This window comes from Paenibacillus sp. NRS-1782 (assembly GCF_050467685.1).
GTDB classification, from domain to species: domain Bacteria; phylum Bacillota; class Bacilli; order Paenibacillales; family Paenibacillaceae; genus Paenibacillus; species Paenibacillus terrae_A.
This window is the reverse complement of the sequence record NZ_JBITPH010000058.1, coordinates 14415-27890: the sequence shown is the minus strand read 5'-3', so window position 1 is coordinate 27890 and position 13476 is coordinate 14415. Positions and strand designations below refer to the sequence as shown.

Annotated in this window: 11 protein-coding genes; 5 read left to right on the top strand and 6 right to left on the bottom strand. The window is 47.6% G+C overall.

Annotated elements, in window-relative coordinates; translation table 11 throughout:
* The first annotated feature begins 8 nt into the window (after positions 1-8).
* A complete protein-coding gene (locus ACIFQM_RS21080) occupies positions 9-332 on the top strand; it encodes a DUF3817 domain-containing protein (RefSeq protein ID WP_430043261.1) in 324 nt (107 codons plus the stop codon).
* 138 nt (positions 333-470) lie between these two features.
* Here the strand turns inward: ACIFQM_RS21080 and ACIFQM_RS21075 are convergent, their stop codons facing one another.
* Both ACIFQM_RS21075 and ACIFQM_RS21070 read right to left on the bottom strand, forming a co-directional pair.
* Positions 471-1427, bottom strand: a complete 957-nt coding sequence (locus tag ACIFQM_RS21075) for an acetylxylan esterase (protein ID WP_430066081.1) — start codon at positions 1425-1427, stop codon at positions 471-473.
* Positions 1428-1465: 38 nt separating this feature from the next.
* Positions 1466-1729: a YkgJ family cysteine cluster protein gene (locus ACIFQM_RS21070; protein ID WP_430043296.1), complete on the bottom strand. Its 264-nt coding sequence runs from the start codon at positions 1727-1729 to the stop codon at positions 1466-1468.
* A 298-nt stretch (positions 1730-2027) separates the two neighbouring features.
* On the opposite strand from ACIFQM_RS21070, the gene ACIFQM_RS21065 reads away from it, so the two are divergent.
* Positions 2028-2285 (top strand): GlsB/YeaQ/YmgE family stress response membrane protein, encoded by a 258-nt coding sequence (locus ACIFQM_RS21065; RefSeq protein ID WP_430066079.1) that lies wholly within the window; start codon positions 2028-2030, stop codon positions 2283-2285.
* A gap of 106 nt (positions 2286-2391) precedes the next feature.
* Here the strand turns inward: ACIFQM_RS21065 and ACIFQM_RS21060 are convergent, their stop codons facing one another.
* The 4 genes from ACIFQM_RS21060 to ACIFQM_RS21045 form a co-directional block, all read right to left on the bottom strand.
* Positions 2392-3693, bottom strand: coding sequence for an MFS transporter (locus ACIFQM_RS21060; protein ID WP_430043267.1), 1302 nt, complete (start codon positions 3691-3693; stop codon positions 2392-2394).
* Between the two features lie 98 nt (positions 3694-3791).
* The gene (locus ACIFQM_RS21055) at positions 3792-4946 is read right to left on the bottom strand and encodes an MFS transporter (protein ID WP_430043269.1); all 1155 of its coding nucleotides are present in this window, start codon (positions 4944-4946) and stop codon (positions 3792-3794) included.
* Between the two features lie 293 nt (positions 4947-5239).
* Entirely contained in the window at positions 5240-6520 is a 1281-nt protein-coding gene (locus tag ACIFQM_RS21050) for an AAA family ATPase (protein WP_430043270.1), read from the bottom strand.
* On the bottom strand, positions 6521-7978 hold the full coding sequence (locus tag ACIFQM_RS21045; RefSeq protein WP_430043271.1) for an RtcB family protein: 1458 nt from the start codon (positions 7976-7978) through the stop codon (positions 6521-6523). It lies immediately after the preceding gene.
* A 574-nt stretch (positions 7979-8552) separates the two neighbouring features.
* On the opposite strand from ACIFQM_RS21045, the gene ACIFQM_RS21040 reads away from it, so the two are divergent.
* The 3 genes from ACIFQM_RS21040 to ACIFQM_RS21030 all read left to right on the top strand — a co-directional run bounded on the left by ACIFQM_RS21040 (position 8553) and on the right by ACIFQM_RS21030 (position 12908).
* Positions 8553-8882 (top strand): ArsR/SmtB family transcription factor, encoded by a 330-nt coding sequence (locus tag ACIFQM_RS21040; protein WP_014282840.1) that lies wholly within the window; start codon positions 8553-8555, stop codon positions 8880-8882.
* 30 nt (positions 8883-8912) lie between these two features.
* Positions 8913-10697, top strand: coding sequence for a SulP family inorganic anion transporter (locus tag ACIFQM_RS21035; RefSeq protein WP_430043273.1), 1785 nt, complete (start codon positions 8913-8915; stop codon positions 10695-10697).
* Between the two features lie 600 nt (positions 10698-11297).
* A complete protein-coding gene (locus tag ACIFQM_RS21030) occupies positions 11298-12908 on the top strand; it encodes a S8 family serine peptidase (protein ID WP_430046553.1) in 1611 nt (536 codons plus the stop codon).
* The last annotated feature ends 568 nt before the right edge of the window (positions 12909-13476 follow it).

The following is a 13476-nucleotide window of genomic DNA, read 5'->3' as shown; positions in this document are numbered from 1 at the left end:
ACGAATGTGTGTTAAGAACACCTTTGGGGCGTGTCCGACTCATGCTCTGGATTCAAGGTATAGCGTATTTGGCAATCCTATTCACCCATCAGCCGCTGCAAGCTGCGGGCATGACCCAGACAGTCATGGTGATCGGTAACATATACCGGATCAGCTTCTTGCTGCTCCTCGTCGCTTTGATCTATGGCAAAACAGCACTGAATTGGTCTCTACGGCGGCCTCTATTCATGATGTTTGCGTCCTTCATTCCTTTTGGTCTGATCATTATGGATTGGATTTGGGTGAAAAAATGGACAGGGGATTCGGCAGCAGAACAGCGAGCCGCATCGTAATATTTTAGTATACGTGGAGTGAGATTCTAGGATCTTGCTCCTTAAGCCCCTCAAACGGGACTAGCCCCGGTGCAGCAGAGAAGAGAGCATTGCGCAGATTACCGCGTGGTGTTCTTTTTTTGCGCACCGGAAACCAGTTCAATCCAATGTTAAAGCCTTCACCAAAAAATCAGCAGTTTTGCGTCTTTGAAAGCCTTCCACCCAATGTCCTGTAAATGGATAAACTTCAATCGTTTTCGGTGATTCAATGCGATTATAAGCAGCAAAAATCGTTTCCGGCATACATACGGTATCCTTGAGTCCCACCGATACCATGACAGGAATATGAATGCGAGGAGCCAGATTCATCACGTCAAAATAACTTAATGTATGTAGCACCCGCTCCAAATGCTCTGGAAATCGGTTTGCGAATTCGGCAGCCTCTGTCAGCGAGCTGGTAGAATTCATCATGCCAAAATCCATATGGCACATATTGGGGATGTCAGCCACCGTAACAGCAGCTTTATTACTCAGTGCAGCTACCATTAATGCAAGTCCACCGCCCTGGCTAGCCCCAGAGATTGCAATTTTGCTCGCATCCACATCCGACTGCTCTGCCACCCAATCTACGGCTCTGAGGGCATCTGTCGTTATCGTTTTGTAGTAGCAGGTATCCTTATCCAGGATTCCTTTCGTTACCCAGCCTTTAACCGTACCATGAGGATCATCCAGACGATCTCCTGTTTCACCACCCTGACCGCGTACATCTACGGCAAATACAGCAAAGCCAAGCATCATCCAGGACGAGTAATCCTCAGGATAGCCCTTGCCACCTGTGTAGCCATGGAAAAGGACAATACACGGCAGCTTTTGATTTCCGGCAAATTGGGGGCGTATATACCATGCATGCAGCGGCGTATCATCTATACCTTCAAAGGTAACCCGTGAGGCATGAATATGAGGATACGGCGTTACCACTGGTGTTTTGAACGCACGCACGGGTTTAGCCAGTACATCTTCCAGTGTTTTGTCCCAGAACTGCTCGATGTCCTTCGGAGCGGTCAGATCCGGTTGATACAGCTTCAATTCGGCAATTCTTTTTTCAATGAAATTCATAGTGGAAAAATCCTCCTTCATATATAGAACGAGTCTACTCAAGCTTTACCCGGTTGAGTAGACTCTTCCAATTCTCTCAGCAGCTCAAATGCTTCTTCGTTGGTGCTTCCGCACGTATCTTCATCAGCATGAAATCCACTGCATACGGCTGGCCGCTCAGGCTTGCCAAACAATCGGCAACGGTTATCCGAAGTGAGCTGGGGGCAAGGGACACCAGCCGGTTTTCCATCAGGCATGCCGGGAATAGGGGATGAAATCGTAATAGCAATACAGCACGCGGCGCATCCGACACGACACTCCAGTTGGGGTCACTCCTTACCATCTGTTATTTTTGCAACGTATGCATGAAGCGACTTCTAATGAAGCCATAATGTGAGGATGGCACAAAAAAAGCAGGAATACAAGCATAACTGTAATTTATACACACTTTTCACACAAGGGTCATAAATAGGCAGTTAGGCACGTAGGATGGTAACAAGCTCCTAAGTCATTGTTCTGTTCATTAGGTAATATTAACCATTTGTGCTCAATGTGTTCAAATGGAGTTCGAGTGGTTAATAATAGAACACAACGATAAAAACTTAAATGAGGTGAAGTAAAATGAGTTGGTTATGGGCATTGATTGTTGGAGGTATTATTGGTTGGTTGGCAGGAATTATCGCAGGTCGTGATGTTCCGGGTGGTGTGATTGGTAACATAATCGCTGGTTTTATCGGTGGATGGTTGGGTGGCTTGATTCTGGGCGACTGGGGTCCTGAAATTGGATCGTTCTACATTGTCCCTGCATTAATTGGTGCGATTGTGCTGGTTGTTATCGTAAGCTTGATCTTCCGCTCCGTTGGACGGAGCAGAGGCTAACACATAATGAATTGATTCCACTAGCCCTTATAGGACATAAGGCTACAGAATGAAAAGAAGCTGCTTCCCGCAAGGTTCGCAAATGAACCTGCAGGAGCAGCTTTTTTTATTGAAACCGCCTGATATGAGGCACACATAAAACGCCCAACACGATGCACATGCCAACGGTTGAAAACAGACCGATCGTGAAGATGCCGCCAAGCTTGTCCGCCATCGCACCCACAGCCAGATAGCCTACAGGAAGTAAGGCAAAGGAAAACATTAGATCCAGACTGGCTACTCGACCAAAGGATTCGGCGGGAACCATTTCCTGAAGGCTTGTTTCCCAAATGATCGCAAATATCATAATGCCGAACCCTTCAAGCATCATGCTCATAATCAGTCCCGGCATCCAGGTGACTACAGACAACAATAATAAAGCAAGCCCGCTGACAAAAGCCCCGAGGTAAGCGAGCAGGCCGCGATGCTTCCAGTGCTTGCGCGACCCGTATACAAAGGCACCCAGCATGGCACCGACGCCGCTACTTGCCATCGCAACGCCATACACGACTGGACTGTAGCTATGATGAACCTTGAACAGCCACGGAATGAGTACTGCAATAATACCTGAGTAACAAATATTAATGAAGGAAAAAGCCAGAATCGTAATCCACAGCCACGGATGACTTTTAAGAATCGTAAAGCCCGCAATAAAATCCTTGAGAAAATGCTGACCTTCCTGATCCTGTTGTTCTGCATTTGCCTGGCGCTTACCGATGATCGAGGCCAAATGACTGCTCAGCATCCAGAAGCAGGCAAAAGATATCAGATAGGCGACAGAATCCAGACCAAAGCCGACCCCCGGTGAGGTGAAGGATACAATGAAACCGCCCAGTGGAGGGCCGAGAAGGCGGACGGCTTGAATACTAATCTGACTGAGCGCGTTAGCCGCATTGCGAATGTCCGGCGTAAATACCTGTGCGCGCAGGGCAGAATAAGCTGGATTAAAGATACCGTCCATCAATCCATATAAGGCAAGGCCAACGAACAGATACGGCAGTTTCATCCCGTCGGTAAACATCAACACCGCCGCAGCGAACATCAGCCCAAAGCGGGCAATGTTGGTGAACAGAAGCAGACGGATTCGGTCGATCCGATCCACAATCATCCCCGCAAAGGGCAGAATAAGCACGTTAGGCAGCATATAGACAGTCATTGCCAGCCCCATGATTGTAGTCGAGCCCGTCAGGGAATAGATAACCAGTGGCAAAATGACGGTGGTGACCGAGGTTCCCAGCATAGCGATCCAATGACCAAGCCACAATAGAGTGAACGCTTTGGATTGCCTTAAAGGCGAAGTGAAGGTGGCCCAGGCTGAACGTCTTCCTTCGGGTGAAGCAGAGGATAGGGTTGAATTTTGGGTTTCCATGATGCCTTCCTTTCAATCGAAGACGAGGTAAATATTACTAATCTTCATATTGAAATCTATTATACGAAACCTTGGATGTAAAGGTACAGAAAAAAGTTTTATTTCAATTTTAATGCAATCAAAAAGGTAATCAAAAGAATACAACAGCTAGCTATGAATGGAGCGAACATATTTACATCGAATAAGAATCCCGCCATAGTAGGCCCTACAATGTTCCCAATACTCATATAGGCATTATTCATACCAGCTACATAGCCTTGTTCAGTTCCGGCCCTCTTCGATAATTGTGTATTGAGGGCTGGACGAAGCAGGGCGGTGGCAAAGAAAATGCCGGAGGTCACAAGGATGATGGACCAAAAATCCGTGGCAAAAAGAAATAAGATATAAGCAAAAGAGGTGAGAAGAAGAGAACCTTTGATGACTCGTTTTTCACCAAATTTATTAATTATTTTTGCAACAAACAATGCCTGCATCCCGACTCCGATCACAGCGCCTGCGGTCAGAATAATTGAAATATGCTGCGGTGAGAACTGAAAACGGTTTGTTACATATAAACCAAGAACGGATTCAAAATTAGCGAGTCCAAAGGTCATTACCAAGACCATTACAAAGAGCATCGCATATTTTGATTTCAACGATTTCGCATACTGCTTGAATATGGATTCCTTATGAATCATTGTTGCTCGCGCTGCTTTCATTTGCTCTTTCGATAGACTTTCAGGTAAGCAAATCACTGAAAAAATAACTGCAGCTATAGCAGCTCCCGTTGCTGCGTAAAGCGGCACCCTCGTTCCATAGCCTGCAAGAAGACCACCAAGTCCAGGTCCAATGACAAAGCCGAAAGACATGGCTGCAGCTAGCAGGCTATTTCCTTTGGCTCGTTCTTCAGAAGTTGTAATATCAGCCACATATGCCATCATGGGTGGGACAATCAGGGCGGCTGCCACTCCTTCCAGAAGTCTAGAGACATACAGCATCCAAAGTGCAGCTCCAATAGCAAATATAAGTTTAGCTACAGCAAAAATAATGACACCTGCGATGATGAACACTTTTCGCCCATATCGGTCAGACAATTGTCCGGTCATTGGAGATAGCAGGAATTGTGTAATGCCATAGGCTGCCACTAATAATCCAATCGACTGTCCACTGGCTCCAAATTCGATAATCAGCTCCGGCAGGATGGGGGTAATTAAACCAACGCCCACCATAACAATGAATATATTAATCATCAGAATTACCAATATTCTTTTCATACAAAAAACCTCCTTATCCATTGGTTTCTGGATAGGAGGCAGATATATGAACAAAAAGACACACGGCTCCCGTCAAAGAAGCAATGCTCTGATCATTAATATCAAAAGCCTACACTAATCCTATCCAGAAAATTCGTAAGAACACGATTTTTTCTCTTGGTGGAATAGGATTAGTAGATCATTGGCTTAAGGTCACCCTTTCGATACTTTATTGCTTATGAGCGTAACATACGGTTCTATATACAGTCAATGATTGGAAATTGATTATGCTCATTGGCTGGTTTAAAAGGAAATCAGAAGAAGCCAACTCGTCCTTCGGCTACATTTTTTAACCAGTCCTGCTTGCGGCTCTTATCCAACTCGCCTCGCATACCTTTAATAATCAGCTCAATATCTGTTGTTCCACTTTCATGCCATTCCAGAGCGGTGCTGACATACAGCTCGCCGAGCTGGGCCAGTGAGAAGCCGTCAGTCATCGCTGCCGCCTTCTGTGTACCTGTCTCTCCTGCAAAAACAAGGAAGTTGCGCAGCTTGAGATACGCCAGTCGCAGCGCTTCGTCTGGCAGACTGATTTCATAGGCGCGGTCAAAGCGACCCGCCCGGTTCATCAGACCCGGATCAATTTTTTCGGGATAGTTGGTCGTTCCAATCAGGAAGATACCCTCCTTGGAAGTAGCACCATCCAGTGTATTCAGGAAAAAGGAACGAACCTCCTGCGGCATGGAATCAATATCCTCAATGACCAGCACCATCGGAGCCAGACGGGTAGCGGCCTCGAACACCTCTTTGACCGATTCACTGGTTGTATACTCCGTAATTTGCCAGTAGGCGGCCGGACCCGGTACGCTGCTCGCAATAGATTTGACAAGCGTCGTTTTCCCGTTGCCTGGATGGCCGTACAGCAGAATACCGCGTTTGTATGGAATATTATAAGTCTGATAGAAGGTACGATCTGCTTCAAAAAACTGATCCAGTGAACGGAAAATATCGCGCTTGATTTCCGTTTTCAAAATAACGTCATCCCGCGTAATGGCACGGGTAATCGGCTCCGAGTGCCGGGATAATCCACGGCTTGTGTCCGTAAAGACGGTGACCCGCTTCATGTTCTGCTTGCGTTCACGCCCGCGTACCCCCGCGAGGAAGCCTTGCAGCTCCTCATCGCCTGTCGCAAATACGTAATCTTCATTATATACGCCATTTTCACGGAAAAAGGGAACCCGCGCCAGCGCGATGCCCCACTTGGGATAGGCGAATACATTATTACGCATCGACAGGTGCACGCCGTATTCTGGAGTGGGCCCGTCATCGTCATATTGGATGGTACGTTCCTCCAGGCGATCAAAGACCCGTGCCACATGCTCCAGATCCGGGCTGCCTGAACGAATGTCCTCCTCCAGCAACTCCCAATACTCAATATTGGGATCGTCGCTGGCATACAGCTCATATTTTACGCCATAACGGTTATATAGGGCTTCACTGATGCCGTCGATCAGACGGGCATAAGCGGCATAGCCGGTAATTCGCCCATCCGTACGTTCATCAAATTTGTAAATAGCTGGGGTGTCTATACTCAATTATTTAGCTCCTTTCAGGGCGGCCAGCGGCTTGCATTTGGCTACAACGGCTGCGAGTCCTGCCCCGGTGACACTTTCAATAATATCATCTACATTTTTGTAGGCTTGGGGAGATTCGTCGAGAATGCTTTCCAGCGATGACTGATTGACCACAATCTCGTCGTCTGTCCCTACACCAAGTGCTCCGGCAAATTCGTCCACACTTACGAGCCGTTTGGTCGCGGAGCGTGAACGGATACGGCCCGCTCCATGGCAAATGGAGTGGAAGTTACCCTGTCCGCCCGGCAGGCCGACCATAATATAGGAGGACGTCCCCATAGAGCCGGGAATCAAGGCCGGATGTCCAGTTTCCCGGTAAGGTTTTGGATTGTCGGAATGTCCGGCTGGAAGAGCGCGGGTAGCCCCTTTACGATGCACAAACACGTTACCGTGATCCGGGTGGGACTCCTCCCAACCATAATTGTGCATCAGATCGTACAAGGTGCGCAACTCGCACTTTGTACCAAAGACATCACGGAAGGCTTCACGTACGGAATATGCGATCAAATGCCGGTTCACCACCGCATAGTTCAGCGCCGAGTACATCATATTGATGTAATGCGCAGCTTCGGGATGCTCCAGAGGGGCAAATACCAGCCTTGGATCAGAGGTGCCAAGCCCAAGGCGACCCATTGCTTTGGCAATGGCAGACGAGCTGGCTTGACTGACCGCTCCACCCCAGGCACGTGAACCGGAGTGGACCATGACGGCAACCTGACCGTCGAACATTCCCCAGGCTTCGGCTGTTTCACGGTTGTGCTCGGCAATCTCAATCGCCTGAATTTCAACGAAATGATTGCCTCCACCCAGCGTGCCGAGCTGTCGGTGAGCCCGGTGCCACGTGCGATCTTCGACGAGATTAAGTACCTCTTCATCAAATGAGAATTTACTGTGCTCCACATGGGTGAGTGAGGTTGATTTTTTAGGTGTGTAGCTGTCCGGAATATATTTATTGGGTAACCCATGCAGGCCCTTGCGTACAATATGCTCCAGCCGGATATCTGAATAATGTCCGCGCTGGTGGGCTTCCATCGGCAAATATTTATCAATGGTTTTGACCAGCTTGCGGCGCAGCTTGATTTCCTTCAAGGCATCCTTGTGCAAATTCGTCAGGTGTACGCGCATACCGCAGCCGATATCGCTGCCGACGATGGAGGGAGACACATAGCCGTCCTCCATTCCCCATACCGCAGTCGTACCAATGCAGGTTCCGATGCCTACATGTACATCTGGTGTATAGCCCATATAGCGGATACCGGGAATTTGTAAATTGTTATTAGCCATCTCGAACACCTTGTAATCCAGCGAGGAGAAAAGCTGCTGAGAAGCATATACGGTCAAATCGCCAGCCGGAAGCTTCATCAGATGGCTATAAGGTCCCTTTTCTAAGAATGAGTCTGTTGTATTTTGTATATTCATATGGTTGGATAGTTCCCTTCTTCATGTCAATGAGGATTTTGCAAAAATCCTGAAATCTAAATTACATACAAATTAAGCTTTAAAAAAGAAAATAAAAAAAGCCGCAGACTTGTCGTCTACGGCTTCCTGCACCGAAAGTGTCATTACACGTCATGATCTATACATCATTCATACGTAAAATAACCTGTTCTTCCAATAGCATTAAATACAGAAAAAAGCCTGGTTAATCACGCTGTCAGACAACGCGATGTCACCCATCATGTCGCCCGAACGGGGCCGATGAGACGAAAATTCAAATATGTGGTTTTGTCATGCTGCCTGTCTGTCACCATCATGTAAAGCTCAGTCATGTCTGTCGGCCCCCTTTTCCTAAAGTTAATTGCTATGTTAATGGAAACCTGTGGAAGCTGTCAACCCTGAACAGAGGAAGAATGGAAAGATGTGACTTTAATCATAGTGAAGTGTGAGTTAAATCATAGTTCAAATGACCCAAATTTGTTACTATCTAAATATTCAAATATTCAGAGATTGTTGATGGTTTACAGAACAATTTTTGTGAGGGGACGGAGCAAGCATGGAAGGCGATCTCCAGAAGTTTAAGGCCGACTTTTTCAAAGCATTGGCTCACCCTCTGCGCATCCGCATTCTGGAGGTGTTGAGTGAAGGGGAGCGGAACGTAAATGAGCTACAGACTGCGCTCGGTTCCGAAGGCTCTGCCGTATCGCAGCAGTTGGCCGTGTTGCGCGCCAAAAATTTGGTGAGCAGCATTAAGGAAGGCACCACGGTCGTTTACTCGTTACGGGACCCGCTTTTGACGGAACTGCTTGCGGTGGCGCGGCAAATTTTTGACAATCATCTGGTCGAAGCGATCTCGTTGCTGGAGGGTATACGGAACGAGAAGTAATGCTACTACAGAAAAGAAGGGTTACAGAGGATGAAGTGGATGGGAAGGTTCGAGGGATATAACGCAGGAGCTTTGCGAAAGGACCTGATTTCCGGAAGTATCGTGGCAATTGTGGCCATTCCGCTCGGCATGGCGTTTGCCATTGCATCAGGAGTAAAGCCGGAATACGGGCTGTATACAACCATTGTGGCAGGCGTTTTGGTTTCACTGTTGGGAGGGTCCAAATTTCAGATTGGCGGACCGACGGGCGCGTTTATTCCGATTTTGCTGGCTATTGTCATGCAGTACGGTTATGAGAATTTGCTTATAGCCGGTTTTATGGCGGGAATTATGCTCATCTTAATGGGCGTGCTGAGGCTAGGCGCGTTAATTAAGTTCATCCCCAAGCCAGTAACGATTGGCTTTACGGCGGGCATTGCCGTGACGATTTTTAGCGGTCAGATTGCTAACTTTCTTGGCTTGCGCGGAGTAGAGCGGCATGAAACGTTCCTGCCTTCTATGGCAGAGCTGATCCATCGCCTGCCTTCACTGAATGTGTACAGTATTCTGACGGCGGGCATCTGTCTTGCCGCCCTTATTCTGGTGCCTAAAAAATGGCCCAAGGTACCCGGTTCACTCGTTGGCCTGCTCTTATCCACGCTGGTGGCAGCCTGGTTTTTTCCGGGTCAGGTGGCAACGATCGGCTCCGCATACGGCGCAATTCCGGCATCTCTGCCTGAGCTGCATGTTCCAAGCGTGACCTGGGATCTGATTGTGAAGCTGCTGCCGCCCGCGCTTGTCATTGCAATGCTGGGAGCTATCGAATCCCTGCTTTCGGCGGTGGTTGCTGACGGCATGACAGGAGCCCGGCATAACAGCAATCGTGAGCTGGTCGGACAGGGTGTTGCCAACTTGCTTACACCGCTGTTTGGCGGCATTCCAGCGACGGGGGCAATTGCGCGCACTGCCACCAATATCCGCAGTGGTGCCGTGTCTCCCATGTCGGGGATTGTACACGGCTTGGTTGTGCTGCTCATTCTGGTTGTTTTTGCTCCGTATGCATCCAATATTCCGTTGGCGAGTATGGCTCCGGTGTTGATGGTGGTCGCCTGGAATATGAGCGAGCGCAAACATTTTGCACACATCCTCAAGACGCGGACAGCGGACTCTATCGTACTGGTTGTCACCTTTTTACTGACGGTATTTACGACGCTGACCACGGCTGTTGAAGTAGGTCTGATTTTGGCGGTCGTGCTGTTCGTCAAGCGTATGAGCAGTACGCTTTCAGTGGATAAGGTGTTACCCGATCCTTCTGTCAAGCATGAAAAAGTCGGCGCCCATATGGTTACAGAGCAGCATGATTGCCCGCAGGTAGCGATTTATAGTGTGGAAGGCCCTCTATTTTTTGGTGCCGCTTCGGCATTGGAAAATTCGGGGATGGGAGGTCAGGCTGGTCATAAGCAAAGGATTTTATTGGTGCGTATGGGTAAGGTTCCCTTTATGGATATGACAGGAGAGTCTAACTTTACCGCATTGATTCAGAAATATCGTAAATCCGGTGGAACGGTACTTGTTTCCGGCCTCCAGCCGCAGCCGCAGACATTACTTCACAAAACCGGATGCTACGACATGATCGGACACGAGCATTTTTTCGAGCATACAGGAGAAGCCCTCACAGCAGCCATAGCACTGGTGGATCGGGATACATGTCGCGGGTGCAGGCAGATGGCTTTTCGGGAATGCGCTGCTCTGTGCGGCAGATCGCAAGCACTATCAAAACCATCCATTTCGGATGGAGCGGTTCCGGTTCCCATACCTGTAAATAGCGGCAGATAGCTCTCTCTGAACTCTTCTATTGGAGTGCAGAACGACTGCCGAAAAATCTCTTTTATTTTTACGATTAGCAGGGCACTATCAAGAATAGCACCTGCTCGTAAAAACGGAAGAGGTTTTTTGTTTTTCGAAGAAAAAGGGAAAAAATTCAAAAAAAATGCTTGTATATCTGTTTTTATGACATTATACTAGATTCAAAAGATACCATTTGTATTATTCTTTTGTTTTAATTTGGTTTTTAATGCGTAGGTTTTAAACTCCTCGATCACTTCTGGCTCCCTACCCTACTTTTTTTCTTCACGTTTACTCTTACTTTTTCCAAAGCCATATAAGCTGAATTTTGAAAATTTACTTGGGGACGGACATAGTAGGTAGCATGGTGCTGTACAAGCGCCAGCGATGCCTTTGTCCCAACAGAACACTGTTTCTCTTGGTCCTGCACCCTTGGTTGTTCACCACAGAATCATGACCTATGGATTCCATGCTAGAATCTATATTTTTTGAAGGAGGTGATGACCAGAGTCTATTTCGTGAGCTTTTCACACGGCTGTCGGCAGGTTGTTCTTAAGAACCACAAAACCAAGTAAATGGAGATGATAAGTATTGATTAAGTCGAAAAATATCAAAAAGACGTTATCGGCTAGTTTTACAGCTATTCTTGCTTTTTCTCTGATTTCTCCAGTGTACGGAGATGCGAGCACAACCACCGTGGCAGGGGCTTCGACTATTTCCGCCAAGGTTTCAGCCAAGCTGAACCAGCAATTCAGTGACAACGAGTACGTCACCTATCTGGTCAAATTAAAAGATCAGGTAGATACAGAGTCGGTTGCCAAGCATGCTTTTCAAAAGGCTTCCGCAGACCAGATATCCCCCGCTGCCGCTAAGCTTTCTGTACGTACAACGGTTGTGAACTCTCTCATAGATACTGCTGAAAAATCTCAACAGCCTGTGGAAGAGTACTTAAAAAAGGAAGTCAATAACGGAGGCGTCAAAAAGTACAAGAGCTATTTTATTGTGAACGCACTTGCGGTAACGAGTACCAAGGAGGTATTGGATAATCTCGCCACACTTCCTGAGGTAGACAAAATTTTACCGGATGAAACACGGGAGCTGCAAAAGGTTGAAATAGATAAGGATGCCCAGACAGCAGTCGAGGAAGCGACAGCCGAACAAGCTGCTGTAGACACGGCTGTAACGGAAGAGAATGCACAAAAATCCGTGGAGGAATCCGTATATAAGGATGCTGTAACGCCGAGCAAAGCCGAATGGAATATTTCCAAAATCAAAGCACCACAGGTTTGGGCCAAAGGCATTGACGGCAAAGGGGTTGTCGTTGCCAATCTCGATACAGGCGTAGAGTACACTCACCCGGCGCTGAAAAGAAAATGGCGCGGCTTGAATGCTTCCGGTCAAGTCGTGAACCCAGAGCTGAGCTGGTATGATGCGGTTAACGGAGCATCACTGCCAACAGATGCAAATGGACATGGTACACATACGATGGGGACGAGCGTTGGCTCGGATAGTAACGGTACGAATGAAATTGGGGTTGCTCCTGGTGCCCGATGGATTGCTGTTCGAGTGTTCAATCCGAACACGACAGATTCCATTCTGCTGGACGGAGGTCAATGGCTGCTGGCTCCAGTAGACAAAAATGGCAAGAAGCATCCTGAGCTTGCACCGGATGTGGTAAATAACTCATGGGGTGGCGGAGCTGGGCTGGATGAATGGTATCGTCCTGTCACCAAAGCGTGGAGAGCAGCACAGATTTTCCCTGAGTTCTCCGCAGGTAACACGACACTATCAAATCCGGGCGGTCCTGGGTCTGTAGCCAATCCGGCGAATCTGCCGGAAGCCTATGCCACTGGAGCGACTGATGTCAACAACAAGCTGGCGAGCTTCTCGTTGCGCGGCCCTTCTCCATATGGCGAAGTGAAGCCTGAAATAACAGCTCCTGGCGTAAACATCCGTTCCTCTGTTCCTGGTGGAGTATATGAGGGGGGCTGGAACGGTACATCCATGGCAGGCCCGCATACAGCCGGATTAGCGGCATTGCTGCTCCAGGCCAAACCATCCTTGACAGTGGATCAACTGGAGGATGTTATTTCGAAAACAGCGACGCCGCTGACAGACAGCCAATATAAAACTTCACCGAATAACGGCTATGGATATGGCCTGATCGACGCGTTGGCTGCGGTCAATTCGGTACTTAACTAGAATGGTCTGATCGTGATTTAGAAAAACTTCGGAAATCCCTTGAAGCGGCTCGTCCAGAGATTTGCATACACCTGCTAACCGTGTAATGCAACATTAACGCAGCCGCTACAAAGGGTTTTCGTACATAGAAAATACAAAAATTATAAATTTCAAGGGAATTGCAAAAAAAATCACTTGTATATCTGATTTGATAACTTTATACTATCCATAATATATGTTTTTATATCATTTTTTAATATAAAATGTAACGATATAACATGTCGTGTTATAACATGTTCTCTCTTCGACATTCTCCTGCTTGTTCTCCTTGGTATCTGCTGAATTTCATCGCACGCTATCTTTGATTCACAAACTCATCTATGAAATACATCCACCTATGAAATAAACGCACCTTTGCAACAATCCCAAGAGCGATTTCAAATTGTACTTTCGAGCGTTGGGGATCAAGTGATGCAAAATGCTGACCTCTATATTCTATGAAGGAGGTGGTTGCCAACCCTATCATGTTGTACAGCCCGTAGATTTGATGTGCAAGGCAAGAAGGCATGAGGTCTTACTCTCGTACAGG

What these genes read in the sequence shown, in the direction of transcription:
- ACIFQM_RS21075 (WP_430066081.1), bottom strand. Translation starts at nt 1,427, where the DNA reads ATGAATTTCATTGAAAAAAGAATTGCCGAATTGAAGCTGTATCAACCG.
- ACIFQM_RS21055 (WP_430043269.1), bottom strand. Translation starts at nt 4,946, where the DNA reads ATGAAAAGAATATTGGTAATTCTGATGATTAATATATTCATTGTTATG.
- ACIFQM_RS21065 (WP_430066079.1), top strand. Translation starts at nt 2,028, where the DNA reads ATGAGTTGGTTATGGGCATTGATTGTTGGAGGTATTATTGGTTGGTTG.
- ACIFQM_RS21040 (WP_014282840.1), top strand. Translation starts at nt 8,553, where the DNA reads ATGGAAGGCGATCTCCAGAAGTTTAAGGCCGACTTTTTCAAAGCATTG.
- ACIFQM_RS21060 (WP_430043267.1), bottom strand. Translation starts at nt 3,693, where the DNA reads ATGGAAACCCAAAATTCAACCCTATCCTCTGCTTCACCCGAAGGAAGA.
- ACIFQM_RS21035 (WP_430043273.1), top strand. Translation starts at nt 8,913, where the DNA reads ATGAAGTGGATGGGAAGGTTCGAGGGATATAACGCAGGAGCTTTGCGA.
- ACIFQM_RS21045 (WP_430043271.1), bottom strand. Translation starts at nt 7,978, where the DNA reads ATGAATATACAAAATACAACAGACTCATTCTTAGAAAAGGGACCTTAT.